At 63.0% G+C, this 22608-nt stretch carries 21 protein-coding genes; 9 read left to right on the forward strand and 12 right to left on the reverse strand.

Features of this window, described 5'->3' with window-relative positions:
• Positions 1-22 precede the first annotated feature (22 nt).
• Positions 23-874, reverse strand: coding sequence for a 4Fe-4S dicluster domain-containing protein (locus ACWCOO_RS09500; RefSeq protein ID WP_446830740.1), 852 nt, complete (start codon positions 872-874; stop codon positions 23-25).
• Complete coding sequence (locus ACWCOO_RS09505; RefSeq protein WP_446830741.1) at positions 874-3831, reverse strand: molybdopterin-dependent oxidoreductase; 2958 nt, start codon at positions 3829-3831, stop codon at positions 874-876. The genes ACWCOO_RS09500 and ACWCOO_RS09505 overlap by 1 nt, the downstream gene beginning before the upstream one ends.
• A 281-nt stretch (positions 3832-4112) precedes the next feature.
• Here ACWCOO_RS09505 and folD point away from each other — a divergent pair, with 281 nt between their 5' ends.
• From folD to ACWCOO_RS09520, 3 genes are read left to right on the forward strand one after another with little or no spacing between them, the layout of a single operon-like run.
• Positions 4113-5015: a bifunctional methylenetetrahydrofolate dehydrogenase/methenyltetrahydrofolate cyclohydrolase FolD gene (gene folD / locus ACWCOO_RS09510; RefSeq protein ID WP_446832039.1), complete on the forward strand. Its 903-nt coding sequence runs from the start codon at positions 4113-4115 to the stop codon at positions 5013-5015.
• 25 nt (positions 5016-5040) lie between these two features.
• Positions 5041-5649 (forward strand): peptidylprolyl isomerase, encoded by a 609-nt coding sequence (locus ACWCOO_RS09515; protein WP_446830742.1) that lies wholly within the window; start codon positions 5041-5043, stop codon positions 5647-5649.
• Entirely contained in the window at positions 5646-6368 is a 723-nt protein-coding gene (locus ACWCOO_RS09520; protein ID WP_446830743.1) for a UDP-2,3-diacylglucosamine diphosphatase, read from the forward strand. The genes ACWCOO_RS09515 and ACWCOO_RS09520 overlap by 4 nt, the downstream gene beginning before the upstream one ends.
• A 151-nt stretch (positions 6369-6519) precedes the next feature.
• Here the strand turns inward: ACWCOO_RS09520 and ACWCOO_RS09525 are convergent, their stop codons facing one another.
• The 4 genes from ACWCOO_RS09525 to ACWCOO_RS09540 form a co-directional block, all read right to left on the reverse strand.
• On the reverse strand, positions 6520-7296 hold the full coding sequence (locus ACWCOO_RS09525) for a type IV toxin-antitoxin system AbiEi family antitoxin domain-containing protein (RefSeq protein ID WP_446830744.1): 777 nt from the start codon (positions 7294-7296) through the stop codon (positions 6520-6522).
• 249 nt (positions 7297-7545) lie between these two features.
• Positions 7546-9096, reverse strand: coding sequence for an amidophosphoribosyltransferase (gene purF / locus ACWCOO_RS09530; RefSeq protein WP_446830745.1), 1551 nt, complete (start codon positions 9094-9096; stop codon positions 7546-7548).
• Positions 9096-9632 carry a CvpA family protein gene (locus tag ACWCOO_RS09535; RefSeq protein ID WP_446830746.1) on the reverse strand — a complete coding sequence of 179 codons (537 nt, stop codon included), beginning with the start codon at positions 9630-9632 and terminating at the stop codon, positions 9096-9098. Before ACWCOO_RS09535 ends, purF begins: the two co-directional genes overlap by 1 nt.
• Entirely contained in the window at positions 9629-10126 is a 498-nt protein-coding gene (locus tag ACWCOO_RS09540) for an SPOR domain-containing protein (protein WP_446830747.1), read from the reverse strand. The genes ACWCOO_RS09535 and ACWCOO_RS09540 overlap by 4 nt, the downstream gene beginning before the upstream one ends.
• A gap of 95 nt (positions 10127-10221) precedes the next feature.
• Between ACWCOO_RS09540 and aroC the strand changes: the two genes are divergently transcribed.
• The 5 genes from aroC to accD are packed head-to-tail and all read left to right on the forward strand — an operon-like array spanning position 10222 to position 14652.
• Entirely contained in the window at positions 10222-11352 is a 1131-nt protein-coding gene (aroC, locus tag ACWCOO_RS09545; RefSeq protein ID WP_446830748.1) for a chorismate synthase, read from the forward strand.
• A gap of 1 nt (position 11353) precedes the next feature.
• Complete coding sequence (locus ACWCOO_RS09550; RefSeq protein ID WP_446830749.1) at positions 11354-12433, forward strand: aspartate-semialdehyde dehydrogenase; 1080 nt, start codon at positions 11354-11356, stop codon at positions 12431-12433.
• 4 nt (positions 12434-12437) lie between these two features.
• On the forward strand, positions 12438-12962 hold the full coding sequence (locus ACWCOO_RS09555; RefSeq protein ID WP_446830750.1) for a hypothetical protein: 525 nt from the start codon (positions 12438-12440) through the stop codon (positions 12960-12962).
• The gene (gene truA, locus ACWCOO_RS09560) at positions 12959-13768 is read left to right on the forward strand and encodes a tRNA pseudouridine(38-40) synthase TruA (protein WP_446830751.1); all 810 of its coding nucleotides are present in this window, start codon (positions 12959-12961) and stop codon (positions 13766-13768) included. The genes ACWCOO_RS09555 and truA overlap by 4 nt, the downstream gene beginning before the upstream one ends.
• A gap of 23 nt (positions 13769-13791) precedes the next feature.
• Complete coding sequence (gene accD / locus ACWCOO_RS09565) at positions 13792-14652, forward strand: acetyl-CoA carboxylase, carboxyltransferase subunit beta (RefSeq protein ID WP_446832040.1); 861 nt, start codon at positions 13792-13794, stop codon at positions 14650-14652.
• Positions 14653-14707: 55 nt separating this feature from the next.
• On the opposite strand, the gene prmB is transcribed toward accD, so the two are convergent.
• The gene (gene prmB / locus ACWCOO_RS09570) at positions 14708-15577 is read right to left on the reverse strand and encodes a 50S ribosomal protein L3 N(5)-glutamine methyltransferase (protein WP_446830752.1); all 870 of its coding nucleotides are present in this window, start codon (positions 15575-15577) and stop codon (positions 14708-14710) included.
• A 52-nt stretch (positions 15578-15629) separates the two neighbouring features.
• Between prmB and asd the strand changes: the two genes are divergently transcribed.
• Positions 15630-16484: an archaetidylserine decarboxylase gene (gene asd, locus ACWCOO_RS09575; RefSeq protein WP_446830753.1), complete on the forward strand. Its 855-nt coding sequence runs from the start codon at positions 15630-15632 to the stop codon at positions 16482-16484.
• A 15-nt stretch (positions 16485-16499) separates the two neighbouring features.
• Here the strand turns inward: asd and efp are convergent, their stop codons facing one another.
• The 5 genes from efp to ACWCOO_RS09600 form a co-directional block, all read right to left on the reverse strand.
• Positions 16500-17063 carry an elongation factor P gene (gene efp / locus ACWCOO_RS09580; protein WP_446830754.1) on the reverse strand — a complete coding sequence of 188 codons (564 nt, stop codon included), beginning with the start codon at positions 17061-17063 and terminating at the stop codon, positions 16500-16502.
• 7 nt (positions 17064-17070) lie between these two features.
• On the reverse strand, positions 17071-17787 hold the full coding sequence (locus ACWCOO_RS09585) for a dienelactone hydrolase family protein (protein WP_446830755.1): 717 nt from the start codon (positions 17785-17787) through the stop codon (positions 17071-17073).
• 151 nt (positions 17788-17938) lie between these two features.
• Positions 17939-19780 carry an ABC transporter ATP-binding protein gene (locus ACWCOO_RS09590; RefSeq protein ID WP_446830756.1) on the reverse strand — a complete coding sequence of 614 codons (1842 nt, stop codon included), beginning with the start codon at positions 19778-19780 and terminating at the stop codon, positions 17939-17941.
• Between the two features lie 7 nt (positions 19781-19787).
• On the reverse strand, positions 19788-21557 hold the full coding sequence (locus ACWCOO_RS09595; protein WP_446830757.1) for an ABC transporter ATP-binding protein/permease: 1770 nt from the start codon (positions 21555-21557) through the stop codon (positions 19788-19790).
• A gap of 113 nt (positions 21558-21670) precedes the next feature.
• Positions 21671-22600 (reverse strand): SMP-30/gluconolactonase/LRE family protein, encoded by a 930-nt coding sequence (locus ACWCOO_RS09600; protein ID WP_446830758.1) that lies wholly within the window; start codon positions 22598-22600, stop codon positions 21671-21673.
• Positions 22601-22608: the final 8 nt, after the last annotated feature.

A 22608-nucleotide genomic window follows, 5' to 3' on the forward strand; every position in this document is an offset into this window, starting at 1 on the left:
AGGCCCGCGCGCGGGCGCCAAATCAGGCCTTCAGGGCCATTACGCCAAGATACAGGCTTTCGCCCTCCAGCTCGAAAGCGGCAGCAGCGCCGCCGTCTGATTCGGAACTTACTTCGAGCTGGTATTCGCCGCTGTTCTTCTGCAGTTTGTCGATACGGAAATCGCCGAACATATCGGTCTTTGTGCGCGCCACTTCATCGCCGCCCCGGCGCAGGACGACTTCCGCTCCGGCAGCGCATTCCTCCACGCCATCCACATCGGCCACTACCGATCCGGCCACGAAACAATGCGTAACCAAGTGCATGTTCTTGTAATAGACACGCGGCTTGGAGCCGAGTTCGGGCTGCAGCACCTCAAGCTCCTCCTCCCGAGCAATACGCTGCATCTCGCTATCTTCGACCTTGAGCGAGCGGAACACTTCGGTGGGACAGCTCTGCTCCAGGCGGGTCCTGGTCCAGCCCGTGTCGAGCAGGTGCGCGTCGAAGAACCAGGCCTGCGGCACCTGCTCTTCCTCGTTCCAGAAGATCCTTCCGTATGGGCAGGCGTCCACAATCTCCTTCTGACCCTTGGACTTTTGCGGGTCGATAATCACGATGCCGTCGGCGCGCTTGGTGATGGCCCCGTTCCTGGCGGCCTTCATGCAGGGCGCATCGTCGCAGTGATTGCACATGACCGGCACGAAGCGAGCCTCCACAGCCGGCCATTGCCCCCTCTCGTGGCGCTCAATGTCCACCCAACTGTGCTCGTGCTCCGGCTGCGGCGCCGAATAGCCGGGAAACTCGTTGCCGATGTGCTCGTCCTTGGTGGCCAGGAAGCAGTTGCGACAGTTATCGCAGCGCGCGACATCCACGATCATGTTCCATTTCTTCGCCATCACGCCGCCTCCGACCGTTGCCAGGCATCCTCGCCGGTCCACTTCTCGAACTGGATCAGGGACGTGTTCGGGGCCATGCCACTGGCTTGCTCGGTAATCGTCTTCTTGGGGTTAAGCATGTTCACGCAGCCTCCCAAGTCGGTCGAATTGCCGGGTTCGCCCACCGGCCGATACTGGGCGGACCCCGTGCAGGCGCTGACCACGCCCGGCCGCAAGCGATCCGTTAGCTGAGCGGCGCACACCACCGAGCCCCTGTGGTTCCAGAGGCGTATCAGGTCGTCGTCCTTGACCCCTCTTGCCTCCGCATCCTGGCGGTTGACGCGCGCCACCAGGTAGGCATGACCATTCACCCTGACGCGGTGCTCACGGATGTCCTGCAGCGTGCAGCCCTCGTCGTCGCCCATGATGTGGAACGGGTAACGCGTATGCGGCGTCAACAGTTGCAGGGGAAAGTCCGCCAGCTCCGGCTCCGCTTCGGCATTTTCGTATTTCTTCTGGTACTTGTTGAGCGGCGGCCGCGCCGGGTCGTCGATATTGCCGAGCGTGCCGGGCAGGAATTCAAATTTGCCGGACGGCGTTTGCAGCCCGTCGCCGAACTCGCCCAAATAATCGGACGGCAGCGGATAAGGCTCGGGCGTGTCCTTCTTGCGGCCCTCGTAAAACCAGCGATTCGCGGTCGGAGCGCGGGCGTCTTCCGGGTCCGGCGGCACCACGAAATAGCCCTTCTGTAGGAACTTCTTCCAGGTGGTGTGCTTGGCGACATCGGACGAATCGAACACGCGCTTGCACCAGTCGAGCTCGGTATTGCCGCCCTCGGAATACATGGCTCCCAATCCCAGCCGTTCAGCTACGGCGAGGAAGATGTCGTAGTCGGACTTCGACTCGCCCAGCGGCTCGATGCACTTGTGCTGCAGCGAAACCACCCGATGATTGACCATCGAGAACATGTGATGCACGTAGCCCGCGCCCACGTTGTAGTACTCGCCGATGTCCCAGCGCTCGAACACCGTGCAGGCGGGAAGAATCACGTCCGAGTAGGGCGTCTCGCCCTCCATCCACACCGACTGGTTGACGACGAAAGGCAGATTCTCCGACTGGTACATCTGCACCCAGCGGTTGGAATCCACCATGGTGCCGAACGAGGAGCTTCCGTACTTGTACATCATCTGAATCTTGGCGTGACCCGGCGCCGGGTAGCCGAAGCGGAGGAACTGGCCCTGCACCGATGACACGTCCGTGAGAAAGCCCATCGCCTTGCCTTCCATGATCGCCTCGGGCAGGCGTATCTTGGGAATGTTCTGGCGCGACGAGTTCATGGTCACGACATGCGGCATGCGCTGGTAGTTGTTGGCCGCGTTGGCGCTGTAGGCAAGTTCGCCCGACATGCTGCCTTCCGCGTAGCCGGGAAAGTAGAAGGAAAAGTCCAGCGGCGCCCCGAACTGCAGGTTGCCGAAGTTCACCCCCGGCCGCCCGAAGCCCTGCATCGCGCCGAGAATGGTCATCATCCGCGCCCACTGGATACCCATGGGCCCGCGCCCGGCGCCGCCCAGGCCGCAGCCCCAACCGCCGGCGCCGAGATAGGTCTTCCTGCGCCCCCATTCCCTGGCCAGCGCCCGCACCTCGCGCGCCGGCACTCCGGTTTCCGCTTCCTGCCATTCCGGCGTCTTGGGCGTGCCGTCCTGCTTGCCGAGAATGTAAGCCTTCCATTCATCGAAGCCGGTGGTGCGCTTCTCGACGAATTCCTTGTCGTAGAGGTCCTCGGTGATCCATACATGGCATAGCGCCTGGGCCAAGGCGGAATCGGTGCCGGGCTTGGGAGAGATCCACTTGCCGCCCAGGTGCGCGGCCGTGTGATTCAGGAACGGATCGATATGCACCATCTCGATACCGAGTTCCTTGGCCCACTGGCGCCGAACCGTCCCCTCGTATCCGTAGCTGGCATCCGGGTCGCTCGACCAGAATACGATCAGCTCCGCTTCCTTGAGGCAGTCCTCGATGGTGCCGTAGAACTCCGGAGTGCCCAGCCGCATGCTGTTGCCCCAGTGGTGCATGGCGCCCCAGTACCAGCCTTCCCAGCTATCCGGGTTGTTGTGCAGCTTGGAACAGCCGATCAGGTTCCAAAAGCGGTTGAAAGCGCTCAGGTAGTGGCCGAGGTTGCCCCACTGGTGGTGCGAGCCATGGGCCACGAGCACGGCGCCCGGGCCATGCTTCTTGGAGCGCTTTATTTCACTGACGACGATGTCGAGCGCCTCGTCCCAACTGATGCGCACGAATTCCGACTTGCCGCGGTTCTGGATATTGCGCTCACCGTTGGGATCGAAGTCCACCCGTTTCATCGGATAGAGAATCCGGTTCTTCGAGTACACCATGGATTTCTGACACAGCCCGTGGGCGGCCAAGGTGGTTCGCCGCGGCGGCGTGAACGTCTTGCCGCGCGCCTTGATCGACCAGGAGGGCGCATCGTCGTCGTCGAAGTCCACTGGAGTGACACGAATGATCTTGCCATCCTTCACGTATACGAAGATCGGCCCGCCGTTGGTGCCGTTGGTGTAGCGCACCACGCCGTTGCCCATGTCGGTGCCGCTCTTCCAGCGAACCGTTTGCATGCGGTTGAGCGTGATCATGAACCACACCGCAAGTTCGTCGGAGCCCTGAACCAGCAACTTGAAGTTCTTGGCGGCGTCGATCCTCACCAACTGATCGAAAGGCGGAGTGAGAAACTCTTCGGCGATGGCCTTGTTCTTGAAGATGATCGAGAAATCGGGCTGCTCGTGAATCCCCTTGCGGGAGCGAACCTTGCCGTTGTCGAGCTGCACCCAGCGGCCTTCCGAGTTGTCCTGCAGTTTGAACTGCGCAACCAGGTTCCTTTCCTTGAGCCTTTGGGCAAACTCGGGATGCAAGCGCGCGACGAGCCGCAGCGCTTGCACCATGCCGAACAGAATGATCGAAAATCGCATGTGCATCTCCCGGTCGCAAAACTCAAGAACCAAGGCAATAGGCCCCGGATCATAACAACCTTGCCCGCTGCCGTCACCTGAACGCACGGCGCGCGCCGGTCCGCCGGCCGCAGCGAGCGCTAGGCCGACCGCGACCGCGCAGCATAGCCGAGGCCGACGCTCCTCCGCCGGCCTCGGGAAAAGCGCTCTTCATTGCCAGGTGGTTACCACGAAGGCAGTCAGATAACATGTCCGTCACGTTGGAGTGGGCTCTCCAATCCTCGGAGTCCGGAGGACACTACGTGGCCGCGCAGCTCATTGACGGCAAGGCGATCGCAGCAGATATCCGCGAAGAAATCCGGCGCGCAGTCGCGCAGCGCCAGGCGGCGGGCTTTCGGGCGCCTGCGCTGGCCACCATGCTGATCGGAGAGGAACCGGCGTCGCAGATTTACGTCCGCAACAAGCGGCGCGCCTGCGCTGCGGCCGGCATCGAATCAATCGACCACAACCTTCCCGCGCACACCAGCGAACTGGAGTTGCTGGCGCTGATTGACGCCTGCAACCGCAACCAAGCCATTGACGGCATCCTGGTGCAGCTGCCGCTGCCCGACCACATCAATCCGATGAACGTGATTCAGCGCATTGATCCGGGCAAGGACGTGGACGGCTTTCACCCGCTCACCTTCGGGTTGCTGGCCCTGCGCACGCCGCGCCTGCGGCCCTGCACCGCGGTGGGCGTGATCCGCATGCTGGAGCGCATCGGCGTGGATCCCAAGGGCAAGCATTGCGTGGTGGTGGGGGCCTCCAACCTGGTGGGGCGCCCGCTGGCCCTGGAGCTGCTGCTGGCCGGGGCCACAGTAACCGTGTGCCACCGCTTCACCAAGGGCCTGGAAGAACACGTTCGGCAGGCGGAAATCCTGGCCAGCGCCGTGGGCAAACCCGGACTTGTGCATGGCGACTGGATCCGCCCGGGCGCCGTGGTGCTGGATATCGGGATTACGCGCATGAGCGACGGCAAGCTGCGCGGCGACGTAGAATTCGAGGAAGCCCGCAAGCGCGCCGGCTGGATCGCTCCGGTACCGGGCGGCGTCGGGCCCATGACTGTTGCAATGCTGTTGAGGAACACGCTGGACGCCGCGATCCACAACGCGCCGGAGACGAGCACAAGCCAGCCCCAAAGCGGCGCGGCGGAAAACGCAACCTGAAGCAGGCAAATCAAGGAGTATCAGAATGAAGCGAGCCAATACAGCCATCGGAACTACAGTTCTGTGTCTTTCGGCGCTTGCCGCCGGGGGCGCCAACGCCCAGGAGCCAGCCGAAGAAGGCGAGCCCCTGGAGCCCTTCCCGCGGATTCGGATCGAAACGACCGCCGGAGCCTTCACGCTGGAGCTCTTCGCCCTGGATGCCCCGCTCACCGTAACGCAGTTCCTGCGACTGGCGGGCAGCCGCTTCTACGAGGGCGCCATTTTTCATCGCGTGGTAAAGGACTTCGTGATTCAGGGCGGCGGCTACTCCACCGATTTCCAGGAGCGCTCGGTGGACGAAGCATTGCCCAACGAGTCGGGTAATGGCCGGTCGAACGTGCGCGGCACGATCGCCATGGCCCGCACCGGCGATCCCCACTCGGCGCGCAACCAGTTCTACATCAACCTGCGCGACAACGTTGCGCTGGATCCAAGACCCGGGCGCTGGGGATACGCCGTGTTCGGCCGCGTGATCGGCGGCATGGACGTGATCGACGAAATCGGCAACCGCGACACCGGGCCCGGCGGCGGCTTCGACCGCGATGTACCCGCTGTTCCGGTAATCATTGAGCGGGTGCTGCGCGTGAGTCAATGAGCGTTCTGTTCATCTCCGATCTTCATCTGGACGTCACTCGACCCGAAGCCACGCACGCCTTTCACCGCTTCCTCCAAGATCGCGCGGCCAACGCGGAGGCGCTCTATATCCTGGGCGACCTGTTCGAAGCCTGGGTGGGCGACGACGATGACGCCGCGCTGGCGGGCGCGATAGTGGAAGCGCTGGCAAAGCTGACCAATGGCGGAACGCCGACGTTTTTCGCCCACGGCAACCGCGACTTCCTGGTGGGCGAGGAATTCGCCCGGCAAACCGGAATCAGCCTCCTTGAGGAATCAAGCATCGTGGAACTCGGCGACCAAAGGGTTCTGTTGATGCACGGCGACAGCCTGTGCATCGACGACCACGATTACCAGCAATTCCGGGCGATGGTGCGCTCTCCCGATTGGCAAGCCCAGTTTCTTGCCCTGCCGCTGACGGCCAGGCGCGCGCTGGCGGCGCAAGCCCGCGACGCCAGCCGCATTTCGACGCGCGGCAAACCCATGGAAATCATGGACGTCAACACAGCAGCCGTGGAGCAAATCATGCGCGCCCACGGTACGCGGCGCCTGATACACGGACACACCCACCGCCCCGCGGTGCATGAACTCGACCTGGACGGCGCGCCCGCCACGCGCACCGTTCTGGGCGACTGGTTTCAGCGCGGCTGGGCGCTGGAATGGAGCGCAGGCGAATTCCGCCTCGAAGCATTCGACCTGTAGCCCCGCATACCGCTCCAGTTTCCGGAAACCTGACAGCGCAAGCCGGTAACTTCAACTAGCGGCGGAGGTTACCGCCAGCGGTTGGACGATTAGATCTAGCACACGGAGTCGATAAATGATCCGTTCATCGAAGTAGATTCTCCAGCAACGATCAAGCATCGATTTGCGCAGCCATCGGCTTGTTCGGCATGAGAAATTCGGGAACCGAGATGCCATAAATCGGATGGAACTTTCCGCCTTCGACAAGCGCCCGTGGACCGCTGCCGAAATCGATTTGCTCGGTGTCCAGATGATGTCGCCAACTATGTGCATGGCGGTCAGCGAAAACAAAGAATAGCCGACGGACCTTGACGCTGCGGCAGATTGCCAGCAGAGCCGTCAAACGCTTTGGGCGCAGCCCAACCATACCTTCGAATATCTTGTCCAAATTCTCGAAACTAGCCTTTCCGGGCAACTCATTGATCGCCTCAAGGATTGCGCGTTCCGGAATCGATGTCATTATCGGCCAGCGCCACACGTTCACGGCCCACCCGTTTTCCTCACCTAAGTCGTAGGCAGCATCGATTCCTGTCGAGTCTTCACCGAACAGCGTGGACCGGTGGACAACGATCTGTTCGGTTGTCGGCAGACGCTTTAGCCAGGAGGGCGCATCACCGTAGAAATGAACCTTCCGCCTGCCTCCGAGGCTCAGATAGTGGACATGACCTGCGAAATCCAGCGCGCTCTCCCCACCCAAGTGCACTTTGCGGCCCTTGAAGCGCTGCAACGAGAGCAGAACCAGCTGCCAAGACAGTTTGTCCGTCTCAATGCCGACCGGCAGCGGACGGCGGTAGACTCCGCGAACGACGCGTTCGATCCATCCCCGAGCGGTATAGTCGTGGATGGATTTCGCGTCGATGCCCCGTTCCCTGAGCCAAGCCGTATCCACGATGAATCCGGGCGGGACCGCATCAAGGAGGGGCTTTAATCTGGGTTTTCTTGAATGGCTCATAACCATCTAAATAATACAATATCGATACGCATCGAAGAGTCAATATTGGTACTAGTGCATTTATATGGTAATCAACCATGAAGTATGAGTAATTCTGATACATGAACGCTTCGGCAACCCCAAGTCCGAAAGGCTGCTAGCCCGAACATCTCAGCAGAGTCCGGGCTCCAGGGCGCAATATGCGCGTCAGGCGCCTTCGGGTTCCAGGGTGGGTAGTTCGGACTGAGGAGGGGCGGGCACGGCTCCTGACGACTTGGCCTTGCCAAACCGGCGCTCGGCGCGCACGCCGTCGGAACGCTCCTTGGCGACGCGGCGCAGCAATGCACGGTCCACGCCGCCGGTAAGGTAGTCGCCGTTGAAACACGACACGTCAAAGCCGGTGATTTCGGCGTGCCGGAAATTCACGGCGGAAATCAGATCGCCCAGGTCCTGGTAAATCAGCCGATCCGCACCGATCCACTCGCGCACTTCCTCCTCGCTACGCCCCGAAGCAATAAGCTCCTTGGGAGCCGGCATGTCGATGCCGTAAACGTTCTGGTAGCGGACCGGTGGCGCCGCCGACGCGAAATAGACTTTCTTCGCGCCCGCCTCGCGCGCCATCTCCACGATTTGCCGCGACGTGGTGCCGCGCACGATGGAATCGTCCACCAGCAGTACGTTCTTGCCGCGAAATTCCAGGTTGATCGGGTTGAGTTTCTGGCGCACGGACCGGGTGCGCTCGTCCTGGCCCGGCATGATGAAGGTACGGCCGATGTAGCGGTTCTTGATAAAGCCCTCGCGGTACTTCACGTTCAACAGTGTTGAAACTTCCATCGCGCTGGTGCGGCTGGTGTCCGGTACCGGAATGACCACATCCACATCGCCGGGATCGATTTCGCGCAACATCTTCTCCGCCAGCTTTTCTCCCATTCTGAGGCGCGCCTTGTGCACCGAAATGCGGTCCATGAGCGAGTCGGGCCGGGCAAAGTACACGTACTCGAAGATGCAGGGCGTGTAATGCTTGCGGGTAGCGCATTGCCGCGCTTGCGCTTCCTGGCCGTATCCGAAATACCAGGCCTCCCCCGACAACACGTCGCGCACCAGTTCGAAACCGAGCTGCTGCAGGGCGACGCTCTCCGAAGCCACCAGGTACTCCGGACCGGTCTTGCCTTCCCGGCGCCCCACGACCATGGGCCGGATGCCATACGGATCGCGGAACGCCACCATCCCGTAGCCCAGGATGAGACATACCACCGAGTAGGCGCCCTTGCACCGTTTGTGTACTCCGCGTACGGCCCGGAAAACCGCTTCTGCATCCATCGACCGGCGTGAAGTGCGCAGCAATTCATGTGCAAACACATTGAGCAGCAACTCGCTGTCGGAATGGGTATTGAGATAGCGACGGTCGCGCATGCGCATTTCCCGCGCCAGGTCGTGCGCATTAGTGAGATTGCCGTTATGGGCCAGCGCAATGCCATAAGGGCTGTTAACGAAAAACGGCTGGGTCTCGGAGTTCTTGTCCGAACCGGCGGTCGGGTAGCGCACATGGCCAAGACCAGCCGCGCCGCGCAGATTGTGCATATGCCGCGCACGGAAGGTCTCGCGCACCAGCCCGCGCGCCCTGCGCGTGCGGCACATGCCGGCGTCATCGGTCACGATGCCGGCCGCGTCCTGCCCCCGATGCTGGAGCATGATCAGGGCATCATAGATTTCCTGGGCCGCTGGCCCCTGGCTCATCAGGCCGACAATCCCGCACATCACTGACCTCCCAGCGCTCGAAGCAGCACATTCAGCGCATGGCTGACCGGTTGCAGAAAACGCAGGCTGGCAGCGCCTTGCAGCCAGCTTTGCGGCCCCACATGCGTCACCAGGAGCAGCAAGCCGCCAGCGATAAGCCAACCCTTGGCCGCCCCGAGCAATACGCCCAAGGCGCGATCCGCGGATGCGAACACGCTGTTCCCCACCACAGCGGATGCAATCCCCGCAAGGGTCGATCCGCAAAGCAGGACCACGACCAGCAGCCCCAGGCGCGCGCTCCATAGCGCGATGGAATCGGCCACCTCAGGGCCGCGAAATATCGCCTCCGCAAGAGGATTGCCGGTCACCCAGCTCTCGATTGCGCCGGGCAGACCGGGCATAAGCTCGGCCACCACCAGGTCACCGAAGGCGAAGGCAAGGAAAACGGCCGCCGCCCAGGTCGCCAGGTTCAGGGCGGCGCCCAGAAACCCGCGCTTCATGCCCAGATAGCAGGCAATCGCCACAATCACGAGCACGAGCCAGTCGAAAAGGATCATGGCTGGTCGCTGTTCCAATCCGTAACGAATGTGCTACGCCCCTGAAGCGCCAACTGCGCCCTGGCTGAGCGCGCGCTATCGCGGCTCGCATATGGGCCTACCCGAACGCGATAGAGCTGGCCGTCTTCACCGGGGGAGGTGACGACTTTCACGCCAAAGCCTTGCTCTCGGTATTGTTCGGACAGCCGTTCCGCATTGCCACGCTCGGTGAAACTCCCGACCTGCACACCCCACTCGGCAACGCGCAAGGTCTCTTCTGATAGCGGTACGGGGTCGCGCGGCGCAACTTGGATGACTTGCGGGGAGTTGTCCTGAACGATAGCTGCAGCGGCGCTCTTCGCAGGCTCAATTGCGTCTCTGGCCCCAGGAATTGCGAGGGCCTCCTGGTCCGGCATGCGGTGCCCTTCTCGCGGTCCGATCAACAGGGCCAGCAACAGCAGCAGACCCACCAGGACCACCCCGCCCACCAGCCGCTCAAGAACCGGCGATTGCATCGGCTGCAATTATACGCCGCAGCCATCGGCCCGAGTTCGCGGCGACAGGCCGCGTAGAATAGCAGTTGGTTCCATTCGCGCCACGCATCCGCATCATGTCCGGCAATTCCATAGGGCGTCTTTTCAGCGTCACAACCTACGGCGAAAGCCACGGACTGGCCATTGGAGCGATCGTGGACGGCTGCCCGCCAGGCATGGAGCTTGACGAGACAGACATCCAGGTGGACCTGGACCGGCGACGACCGGGGCGTTCGCGGCATACCTCGCAGCGCAAGGAAGCCGACCGCGTACGAATTCTGTCGGGCGTATTCGAAGGACGGACCACCGGCACGCCAATCGGCCTGATCATCGAGAACACGGACCAGCGGACGCGCGATTATTCCGCGATCAAGGACAAGTTTCGTCCCGGGCATGCCGATTTCAGCTACCAGCAAAAATACGGAATCCGGGACTACCGCGGCGGCGGCCGCGCCTCGGCCCGCGAAACCGCAATGCGCGTGGCGGGCGGGGCCATCGCGCGCAAGTACCTCAAGGAGCGCGCCGGCATCACGATATTCGGCTATGTGGCGCAGTTGGGCCCGATTCGGCTTGACTGTCCGCAGCCCGAGATCATCAACGACAACCCGTTTTTCTGTGGCGACCCCGGGCGGCTCGAAGAGCTCGAAGCCTTCATGGACGAGCTACGGCTGGCCGGCGACTCGATCGGCGCGCGCATCAATGTCGTTGCCCAGGGAGTGCCCCCGGGCCTCGGTGAACCCGTGTTCGACAAGCTGGAGGCCGCTATTGCCCATGCCATGATGAGCATCAATGCCGTGAAGGGGGTGGAGTTTGGCGCCGGTTTCGCCGCCGTGGAGCAGCGCGGCTCGGAGCATCGCGACGAAATCAACCCAGACGGCTTTGTCAAGAACGATGCCGGGGGGACGCTGGGAGGCATCACCTCGGGCCAGGACTTGAGAGTGAGCATTGCGCTCAAACCGACATCCAGCATCCGTAAGAAAGGCGCCACTGTCACGCGCGGGGGCGCGTCCACCGAGATCAGCACCGGCGGGCGCCACGATCCCTGTGTCGGATTGCGCGCCACACCGATCGCCGAAGCCATGCTGGCGCTCACGCTCATGGACCACTTCCTGCGCGACCGCGCACAGTGCGGCGACGTGGACCGCAGCGTAATCCCCGGCACCTCCACGGCGCGCTCTTCGGCCCGGAAACGCAGAGCGGCAGGCTGAAATGGACGGCTATAACGTGGCGGTGGCGGGCGCTACGGGGCTGGTAGGCGAAACCTTGCTGCGGATTCTCGCCGAGCGCAAGTTTCCGGTTAAGGCAGTGCACGCGCTGGCCAGCGAGAAATCGCTCGGGAAAACCGTGGAGTTCGCGGACCGGCAGGTACCGGTGGAAGTGTTGGGGGATTTCGATTTTTCCCAATCCGACATCGCCTTGTTTTCCGCAGGCGCTGACGCCGCCAGGGAACACGCGCCGCGCGCGGCGAGCCAGGGGACGATCGTTATCGACAATTCCTCGGCGTTCCGCTACGACGACGACGTGCCGCTGGTGGTGCCCGAGGTCAATCCGGAATCGCTGGCCGGCTCCCTGGGGCGGAGACTCGTGGCCAACCCGAATTGCTCCACCATTCAACTGGTGGTTGCATTAAAGCCGCTATACGATGCCGCCGGCATCGAAAGGATCAGCGTCGCGACCTACCAGGCCATATCGGGCGCAGGCCGTCAGGCCATGGAGGAACTCGCGCGCCACACAGCCGACATGATGTCCGGGAAGGGCCGTCCCGAAGGAGCGGCTCCGGAAGCCGGAGACGCGGAGCAAAACGGCGAACAGGCCAGCTTTGGAACAGCGGCGCCCAGCGCGGCCTTCAACGCAGTTCCGCATATCGATGTCTTTCAGGACAACGGCTACACGAAGGAAGAAATGAAGATCGTCTGGGAAACCCGCAAGATACTGGGCGACCCGACGCTGCGCATAAGCGCCACCGCGGTGCGGGTGCCGGTTTTCTTCGGACATTCCGAAGCCGTGAGCGTGGAGCTCAAGCGCGAGATCGAGGTGGAGGAAGCGCTCGCGCTGTTTCGCGGCGCACGCGGGGTAATCGTGAAGAGCCAGGGTCAGGCTGGGGGATATCCAACCGCCGGCATCGACGCGGCGCAATCGGACGCAGTGTTCGTGGGCCGGGTGCGCCAAGACATCTCGCACGAACAGGGCCTGAACTTCTGGGTGGTCGCCGACAACGTTCGCAAGGGAGCCGCGCTCAACGCCGTGCAGATCGCCGAATTGCTGATCCGCGATCATCTGCCGAGCTAGTGCCGTGAGAATTCGCCTTGCGCCGCGCATACTGGCGGTCGCGCTACTCGTTGCGTTGTTCGCGGCGCCCGCGTCTCTATACGAGGGGCTGATCTCGCCATGGACGCGTTGGGGAGAGCCGCTGCTCATCGCCGTAGCCATCTTCGCGGTGCTGGGAGGCGTGCTGGGGGGCGCACGGCCGGCGGGCGTCCGTCAGCCTCGGCGCCGAGCGCGAAAGGCGCCGGCCGCCGGCAAGGCAGCCGAAACCTATGCGCAGGACTCCGCCGGCGGCGCCATGGTGAACGTAGAGGGCAGCGAGGGCGCGGAGGGGCAGCCGGACCCGACGCTGTCGGAAGCTTTGGACGAACTGGAACCGGAGAACCTTGTCGATCTGGCAAGGGCCTTGCAGGAGATGGGCCGCCACGGCGATGCGCTGGAGGTGCTGGCACGAATTGCCGAATTGAGGGGGAGCAATTACGGCGGGGAAGTGGCCCGGGCGTTGCGCCGCCTTCGGCATCGGCTGCACCAGGAAGTCCCGACCAGCACATGACTGGGAGCCGGCTGGCCATCGGCTTGGAGTACGACGGCGGCAACTTTCACGGATGGCAGGCGCAATCCGGCAGTCCCAGCATTCAGGATGCCGTGAATGAGGCACTCAGCCGGGTGGCGAACCATGCGGTGAGTTGCATGGGAGCCGGGCGCACGGATGCCGGTGTGCATGCAATCGAGCAGGTAGCGCACTTCGACTCCCACGCTCGACGCAAGCCCACCGACTGGCTGCTGGGCGCGAACACCTATCTCCCCCAAGACATCAACCTGCTCTGGGTGCGGCCGGTCCAGGCCGATTTTCATGCAAGGTATTCGGCCATCTCGCGCGCGTATGCCTACTTGGTGCTCAATCAAACTGTGCGATCGGCCCTGCAACGCAATCGCGCCTGGCTGATTCGCGAGCCGCTCGACACGGAGGCCATGCATAGCGCCGCGCAAGCGCTGCTGGGACAACAGGATTTCAGCACGTTTCGCGCCGCCGGCTGCCAGGCGAAATCGCCAGTGCGCAGGATCGACAACATCCAGGTTCGACGCATCGGCGAGCGTGTATGGATCAGTTGCCGGGCCAACGGTTTCCTGCAGCGCATGGTGCGGAACATTGCCGGCTCCCTGGTGTTGGTGGGCCGCGGCCGCCAGCCTCCTGAGTGGCTGGCGGAGATTCTGGCCGCCCGCAGGCGAGAGGCTGCGGGCCCCGCCGCGCCGGCGCACGGCCTGTACCTCTACGGAATCGTCTATCCGGACACGCTGCTTTCAGGACGGCCGACCGCGCGGTCTCCGATACAAAGCCCGTCTGAAGAACACATTTAGGCTAACATCAAGGCCTTATGGCGATTTCTTGGCTGCAGAAACTAATGCCGTCGCGAATTACCACGCGGCGGCCGCGAAAATCCGTGCCCGAAGGCGTGTGGGTCAAGTGCGATGCCTGCGGCACACAGCTTTACCGCACCGAGGTGGAACGGATTCAGCATGTGTGTCCCAAGTGCGAGCATCACATGCATCTCGGCGCCCGGCGGCGCCTGGAAATGTTCCTGGACCAGGGCACGCCAAGAGAACTGGCGCCGCGCCTGCTGCCTCGGGACCCACTGAAGTTCAAGGACACCAAGCGCTACGCCGATCGCGTCAGCAAGGCGCGCGACGCCAGTGGCGAGCTGGAAGCCCTGATCACCATGACCGGAACGCTGCACGGACAGTCGGTCGTGGCCAGCGCCTTCGAGTTCGGGTTCATGGGCGGTTCCATGGGTTCGGTCGTGGGGGAGAAGTTCGCGCGCGCCGCAAGCCATTGCCGCGAACACCGAATACCGCTGATCAACTTCGCGGCCTCGGGAGGCGCGCGAATGCAGGAAGCACTGTTCTCGCTGATGCAGATGGCCAAGGCCAGCGCCGCGCTGCATGCGCTGGCGAAGGCCGGTCTGCCCTACATATCGGTGCTCACCAACCCCACGATGGGCGGCGTGTCCGCGAGCCTGGCCATGCAGGGCGACATCGTGATTGCCGAACCGGGAGCCCTGATCGGTTTCGCCGGCCCCCGAGTGATCAAGCAGACGGTGCGCGAAGAACTGCCGGAAGGCTTTCAGCGTGCCGAATTTCTCCTCGAACACGGAGCGCTGGACATGATCCTGGACCGGCGGGTCATGCGCCTGGAAATCGCCCGGCTGCTCGCCAAGCTTCTGAACAAACCCGCGCCGGAATGAGCTCGGAAGAACACAGAGCCCCCGGAACGCGGCGCGGACCGGCCACGGACTTGGGTTAGCCGCGGAACGAAAGACTATCCCCGCTCAGCAGCAGGACGCCGCTGCCGCCACTTTGCATGTCCGGCCAGACAAAGGGCAGTTCGGGATGACGCGCCGCAAACTCGTCGGCTACTTCTCCCAATTCAAGCACCAGCAATCCCTGTGCCGCAAGGTATGCCGGCACTGCGCGCAGGATGCGTTCCGCCGCCGCCAGTCCGTCGGCGCCGCTCTCCAGGGCCATCCGTGGTTCATGACGGTACTCCTTGGGCAGGGCGTTGCATATGCCGGTGGGCACATAGGGTGGATTGGCGACCACCAGGTCGAAACGGCCTTCGGCTCCGGCGAACAAGTCGCCCTCCAGTAGCTGCACCCGGCGCGCCAACCCGAGGCGCTTGATGTTGCGCGCCGCCAGGTGCAGGGCAGCCGTAGAAATGTCGGTAGCGACTACTTCGCTGCCGGGAAAGGCGGCAGCGCAGGCCGCAGCGATGCAGCCGGAACCGGTGCAAAGCTCCAGGATGCGTCGCGGCTCACGCTCTTTGATCCACGGCGCGAAACCGTCTTCGATCAGCTCCGCCAGCGGCGAACGCGGTATGCATACGCGCTTGTCCACCTCAAAGCGCAAACCGGCGAACCAGGCTTCCCGCGTGAGGTATGCCAGCGGTATTCGCCGCGATACCCTGGTCCTTGCCATGCCTCGCGCGCGAGCCTGCTCGGCGCGGGAAACGCGCCGCTGCATCAGCGCGGCGCGCTGCCAATGTCCGGCCCTGCAAACGAAAGTAGCCAACCGCAGGGCTTCATCCCAGGCGCTGGCCTGACCGTGCCCAAAAAAGGCCCGACCCGCCGCCAGGCGTGCAGCCAGTTCCTCCACGAGATCACCGAAGCGCACTTGACGCGCCCCCCTCCGGCTACAATCGCGGGGCGCCCATTGAGCCGCGCCCGTGTTCAACCGACTTCTGGTTCGCTTTCATTTTCTGCTGCCGCTGCTGACGCTCAGCCGCCTGGCTGCGCGTATTGCCCGCTTTCGCGGGCCTGGGGGCCTGCTTATCCGCGCCTTTTCGTGGATGTATTCCATCAATGTCTCCGAGGCCGCCAAGCCGGTGCCGCAGGGCTATGCAAGTCTCGCTGAATTCTTCGCCCGTGAACTCGGCACAGGGGCGCGCAAGCCTGAAGGGAGCGAGGACGTAGTGGCGTGTCCGGCCGACGGTCTGCTCACCCGCATCGGTCTGCTGGACGGCGGCGCGCAGATCGAAGCCAAGAGCGCCTCCTGGTCCATCGAGCAACTGCTGGGCGGGCCAGGTTGCGCGGCGGCGTACCAGCGCGGTCTGGCGGCGGTCGTGTATCTGCGGCCTTCGGACTACCACCGGGTGCATATTCCTTTGAGTGGTCAACTGCGCGAGATCGTGTATCTGCCCGGGCGCCGGATTTCGGTGAGTCCGGGCATCGTCGCCGCCGAACCGTCAGTCCTGGCAACCAACGAGCGGGTTGCCCTGCATTTCGACACCGGCGCCGGGAAATTCTGCGTGGTCCTGGTGGGCGCTCTGAATGTCGGGTCCATCGGCACCGCCTTCGGCATTTCCACCGACGCAAGCATTCCACCTATCGCCACCCGCTGGCGATACCAGGGGCCGCTGGGCCAGAAACTTGAGCGCGGCGACTACGTGGGCCACTTCAACCTCGGCTCGACCGTCGTCCTGACCGCCACGGAGGGATTGCTCGACTGGCTGCCCGGCCTGGAACCCGGAACGGAAGTGCGCTGCGGCCAGGCGCTGGGCCAAAAGAGACCGGAGCAATAGCCCAGGCTAGTCGGGCTAGGCTCGGCCCATATATTCGCCGGTGCGGGTGTCCACCTTGATTACCGCGCCTTCCTCGACGAATAGCGGCACCTTCACAACGGCCCCGGTTTCCAGTGTCGCCGGCTTGACTCCGCCCGTGGCGGTGTCGCCCTTCATGCCCGGATCCGATCGGGCAACCTTCAATTCAACGAAATTGGGCGGCGCGACCGTGAGCGGAGCGCCGTTGAAGAGCGTCACGCGGCATCGGCTTTGCTCCACCAGCCATTGTTCGCATCCACCCATGGCTGCTGCTCCGGCCTCGTACTGTTCGAACGTCTCTGCATCCATGAACACCCATTCGTCCCCGGTACTGTAGAGGTAGTCCATTTCACGATCGACGACATCGGCAGCGGGCACCGATTCGCCTGAGCGAAAGTTGCGCTCGATCACGCGCCCCGTGCGCAGATAGCGCAGCTTGACCCGCGTGAAGGCCTGCCCCTTTCCAGGTTTTACGAACTCCGCCCCCAGGATCGCGCAGGGCTCATCGCCCAGCATGAGCTTGAGACCGGGCTTGAATTCGTTGGTGGAATAGGACGCCACTTGCGGCTCAAGCGAACAGTTCCGCCACGAAATTCACCACCGCTTGCCACGACCGGCGATCGGCCGATTCGCTATATCCGATGCCGGGGGCCATCGCCGGCGCGTCGTGCGTGAAACCGTGCAGCGCGTGCCCGTATGCGTGAATCTGCCAGTCGGCTCCCGCGTTCGTCATTTCTTCGGCCAAACCAAGAACCGTGTCCGGCGGCGCCATGGGGTCGGCCCAGCCGTGCAGAGCAAGAACCTTGGCGCTGATCTTGTTGCCTTCCGTGTTTCCCGGCGCGTTGAACAGTCCATGCAGGCTTGCCACCCCCTGCACCGGCAATCCTGCACGCGCCATGTCCAGGACGCACAAACCGCCGAAGCAATAGCCGATCGCGGCCAGCTTGCCACCGTCCACTTCGGGCTGCGAGGCCGCACTGTCCAACCCCGCGCTGAGCCGCGCCTGGAGCAACGCCCTGTCGTCGAGCAAGGGCTGCATCAGGCCCATGTTCTCCTCCACAGTCTGTCCGCGCACACCCTTTCCGTAAACATCCAGCGCAAATCCCACGTAGCCCTCGCCGGCCAGCTTCTCGGCTGCTTCGCACTCGTGTTCGCCGCGGCCGCTCCAGGCGTGCGCCACGGCCACCGCCGGGGCCGCCCCCTGAGTGCTGTCTTCCCAATACATCCGTCCCTCAAATACCTGGTCTCCGTGGCTGTATTCCACGTCCCGCATGCGTATGGCCATCGCCTGTCCTCCCGGCAAGCTCTCGTTGGAGAGCGGAATTCTATCCTCTGACCGGGGGTAGTACGAAAGCCGCGAGCAACGCCGAGCATCACATTCGTGGGCGCGAATGCGCTGCGGCTTGGAATAAGCACACCCAACAGTACCTCGCATTTCAGGTCGATACGATATCAACCTCATCAAGTTGCAGAACAGACATCTGTGCGTACCAGCCGCCTTTGGCCATCAATTCCTGGTGCGTCCCTTGCTCGGCGATTCTTCCGTTCTTCATAACCAGAATGTCGTCGCTATCGACAATGGTAGAGAGCCGATGCGCAATCGTGAGTGTGGTCTTGTGTGCGCACAATCGGCGCAAGGCTTCGATAACGCTCCTCTCCGTTTCCACATCCAGGCTCGACGTGGGCTCGTCCAGTAGCACGATCGGCGCATCCTTGAGAATTGCGCGGGCAATGGCAATGCGCTGACGCTGGCCCCCGGACAAATTGGCGCCACGCTCTCCGGCCGGCGATTCATAGCGGTTCGGGAGCGAGGCAATCCACTCGCTTAATCCGGCGTCCCGCGCTGCTGCCGCCATTTCCTCTTCGCTGGCCCCTGGGCGTCCGAACATGATGTTGTAGCGGATGGACTCGTTGAATATGTAGCTGCGCTGCGAAACAACGGCAAATAATTCCTGCGCGGCGTCCAGTGGCAGATCCGCAAGCGGCCTGCCGTCCACCGCAATTTCGCCGGCCTGCGCGGCCCAATGCCGAAGCAACAGGCTGATGACGGTCGATTTCCCCGACCCACTGGGTCCCACGAGCGCTACATGGCGCCCTGCCTCGATGTTGATCGAGAAACCGTCAAGCACCTTGGCGCCACGGCCCCATGCGGAATCCCGGGAATCGTATTCGAAGACGATGTCCCTCATATGCAGCGATGGAGGGACTGCGGCGGGGCCAGCGCAGACCGGCTTTCCTCGCGGCTTTTCCTGCACAGCGGGAGTCTGATCCATCATCGAGAAAAGCCGGCGCGCGGAAATCATTGCGACGCGAAAGTCGGTGTAGTTGTTGGCCAGCCCGATCGAAGTGTAGAAGCCGATAACGGATACGCCCAGCAGAGCCGGCAGGTCCACCAGCGCTGTAATCCTCCCGTCGAGTGACAGCTCGACGCCCCACCAGGCCGTGGCGAGAATGCCCACAGTCACGAAAACCTCGCCGAGCGCCCGCTGTATGGCGTCGGCGCCATAGAGCTTGTTCTGCCCCTTGTGCATGGCCGCGCCCATGCGCCAGAGTTCCCTGCCGCGGCGCTTTTCGTGCCCAAAAGCCAAGGTGTCGCGGATCCCCTGGATGCTGTCCGCAACATAGGCGTTAAGCTCTCCAAGCTGTTCCCGGTAGGACACGCCGTCGCCGCCCAGTCTCGCCACCAGCCACGGCAGCAGGAAGGTGGTGACAAGGTAGAACGGCGCCAGCACCATTGCCAGCGAAGGCTCCATAACGTAGCACCACCAGAGAATTGCACCAGGCACCAGAATCGCCGCTACCGCCGGGGCGATGGTGTGGGCATAAAACGGCTCGATGCGCTGGCAATCCGCCATTACGCGGCTTACCGCATCTCCAGACTGCAGTTTGGAGGTGCGGGCCGGCGCCAGAGGCAGCATCGCGCTATAGAAACTGTTGCGCAAGGCCGCCAGGATGTGAAAGGCGACGTAGTGCCCCGTGTATTGTTCGATATACGAGGCAACGCCAACAATTGCGCCGGTTGCAGCGATCCACTTCACCTGGTTGAAAATCACGTCCCAGTTGACCATACCGGGCTCGTGAGCCGCGACATATATACCGACGCTGGCCAGAGCAATGCCGAGTACAGCCGCCTGCGACACCAGCTTGATCGTGCGCGCGGTAAGCGAAATACCCATGATCCAGGCGAACGGCTTCATGTGCCCCAGCAGCCGCAAAATAATGCGTGCATTGCGGAGCCTGGGCGATTCGCCAGGCACGGTTGCGGCAGGAGCGCCCATGGTCACCCTATGACCCCGCAACCGCGCCGGCATGCGACCACCCGGACAGGCCTTCCAGTTTCCTCTTTGTGCGGATCATGCCGGCGTAAGTTCCGTCCCGGGCCAACAGTTCCGAGCGGGTTCCGCTTTCCGCCACGCTGCCTTCGCGCATCACGACGATGCGGTCGGCCTGTTCTATGGTGCTGAGGCGATGGGCGATGATCAGCACCGCCTTGCGGGCGGTGAGGCGCTTCAGCGCCTGCTTGAGCGCGGTTTCCGTTTCCACATCGATCTGCGACGTAGGCTCATCGAGAACAACAATGGGGGCATCCTTGAGCAAGGCGCGGGCAATGGCCAAACGCTGCGCCTGCCCGGCGCTCAACGCCATCCCTTGATCGCCCACGCGGGTTTCCAGGCGCATGGGCGTGGACCAAACAAAATCCAGAAGTTCGGCTCCTTCCAGCGCCTTGATGAGCTCGTCGTCCGTAGCGTCTTCGCTGGCAATCCGCAGGTTGTCGGCGATGCTGCCGAAAAACAGGAAGGGATCCTGCGGAACCAGCGCAATCTGCTCCCGGACTCGTGCGACCGGCAGTTGTCGGTACGGAATTCCGCCGAAGAGAATTTCACCCGATTGCGGTTCCAGCGTTCTCAGCAGCAGGTTCGCCACGGTGGTCTTCCCCGATCCACTGCGGCCCACCAGTGCGACGCTTTCGCCTCGGTTCAGTTCAAGGGAGAAATCATGCACTGCCGGCCTGAGTGCACCCGCGTAAGCGAAAGTCACGTTCTGAATCCGGATTCTGGCCGTGTCGGTGGACAGGTCCCGCATTTCCTTGCGGCTCAGCTTGTGCCCCGGCGCAACTTCGTCGAGAAATTCCCTCACCTTGCGAGCCACCTCACGGCCTACCGCCCCTGCGAAAAAGAACTCTCCGATAAGCAACAAGGTACGGCTGAATTCCAGACTGATGAGCACGACGGCAACCGCCTCGCCAGGCGTAATATGGCCTCCGGCATAACGATAGAGGGCCGCCCCCATGGCGACCGCCGTCGAGAACAGCGCAAATCCCAACTCAAGAAAGATAAATTGGGACTGGGCAACGGCCAGCAGCTTCATGGTGGCGCGCCGCTGCGTCTCATTGCCCGCCTTCATCTCTTCGCCGCGCGCCTTGTCCTGGTTGAACATCTTCAGCGTCGCCATCCCCTGAATCGAGTCGAGGTATTGCGCGCTGTTGCGATTCTTGATCGCGGCGTTGCGCGCGCTGATTCGGCGGAAACCGCGGGCCGAGGAGCCCACGAACAGCGGCGTAAGCGGAACCCCCACCAGCATCCACAAGCCGATCACCCAGTCGATCCAGAAGATCGCCGCGCAGAGCATGATGGGTATGGCGATAGCCACCCAAATCTGCACAAAATACACGCTGAAGTAGTAGTCCAGGTATTCGACGCCTTCCGTAGCCAGATTGGCCAGTTCTCCCGTTCGGCGTTTGCCGAGCAAGCCGGGGCCGAGCTCGGCCACTTTCTTGTGGATACGGTCGCGTACATTCAACTTGGCTTCGCTCGACGCCCTGAACTGCCCGCTGCGGAAAACCCAGGTCAGAACTGTCTTCAGAAGGACCAGCGCGACCAGCGGAGCGAGCCATTCGCGCACCAGATTGCGGCCCTCCCAGGCGGCATCCACTGCGAGTCCGAGAACGTAATAGAGCACGATCGTGGTCGGCACCGCGAGAATGCCGGCAATCAAGCCCACACGTACCCATTTCATCGTGGCCGGCGGCGCCAGCCTGTCGTCAACGCCCAGCATGACTTATCGCTTCAAGTGCTCAGGCCGAAAGGCCAGCCGAGCGGGCCTTGCATGCGCACACCCCGCTGGCCCCGAAGCGGCGGCGCAGGCGCGCCACGCCGCCGACTGCAGCGCTAATCGCCGGAGAACTCCGCGATACCCGCCAGCGAGCGCTCAACGCCAACGTTGACGGTGGCCTCGACAGCGCCGGCGTCGAGGTTTACGCGCGCGCACTCGCCGGTAAAGAAGTTGCCGGCCAGAACATCCCGCCCGTTGCCGGAAACGCACATGGTGGCCCAGCCGAACCCGGGCAGCGGCACTTGCCTGAGCTGTTCGCCCTTTTCGCTCAACACGTCGATGGCGTTCCCACACATGTGCAGCAACTTCCCTTCGCTGCTGTAGCCGACCGCGAAACACATCGCGCGGCGATCTTCCTCGGGGAGATTGAGCACGTCGTCGCCCTGCTGGGAGTCCTCAAGGTCGAACCGCATGATGCGCTTGCCTGTTTCCGACACATAGACCAGGGTCTTGCCGTCGGGCGCCAGCGTGGAATGCGTCACGCCGAGGAATCCGCCCATGCCGCCGTGGGTTTCGGTGGCATGTTCGGCCACCAATTCTCCGTCGGCGTCGTACTCGAACACATGACCATCGCCCAGCCGGTCGCTGCCCGGCATGCGTTTTAATTCTGTCTGCAGCGGCAGGCGGATTTCCGATCCCACCATGTGCTCGGCCAAATACACCTGCCCCTGTGGTCCGAAATTCACGTTGGAAAAGGAGCGCTCGGCGAAGTGCTTGTGGGGTAGCCGGCGGCCGCTGGAATCGACGCGGATCACCAGGTGGGCGTTGCTGTCGAAGGCCCATAGCACGCCGTTGGGGTCGAACTTCAGCCCCCCGACCAAGTGGGTGCTGTCATCAATCCAGAGGACCCCCTTTTCCTGAAGATCGGCGTCGTATTGGATAATCCGACCGCGCCCGGCGTGGTCGTCGTCCGGGTCGTTGAGCAGCGTGGCGCCCACGAACACATCGCCGGGGCTGAACGGCTTCAGAGTCGATTCTTCTGTCATTGCATTCA

It is taken from the genome of Candidatus Foliamicus sp. (assembly GCF_965221325.1).
In the GTDB taxonomy this organism is placed as follows: Bacteria; Pseudomonadota; Gammaproteobacteria; order Steroidobacterales; family Foliamicaceae; genus Foliamicus.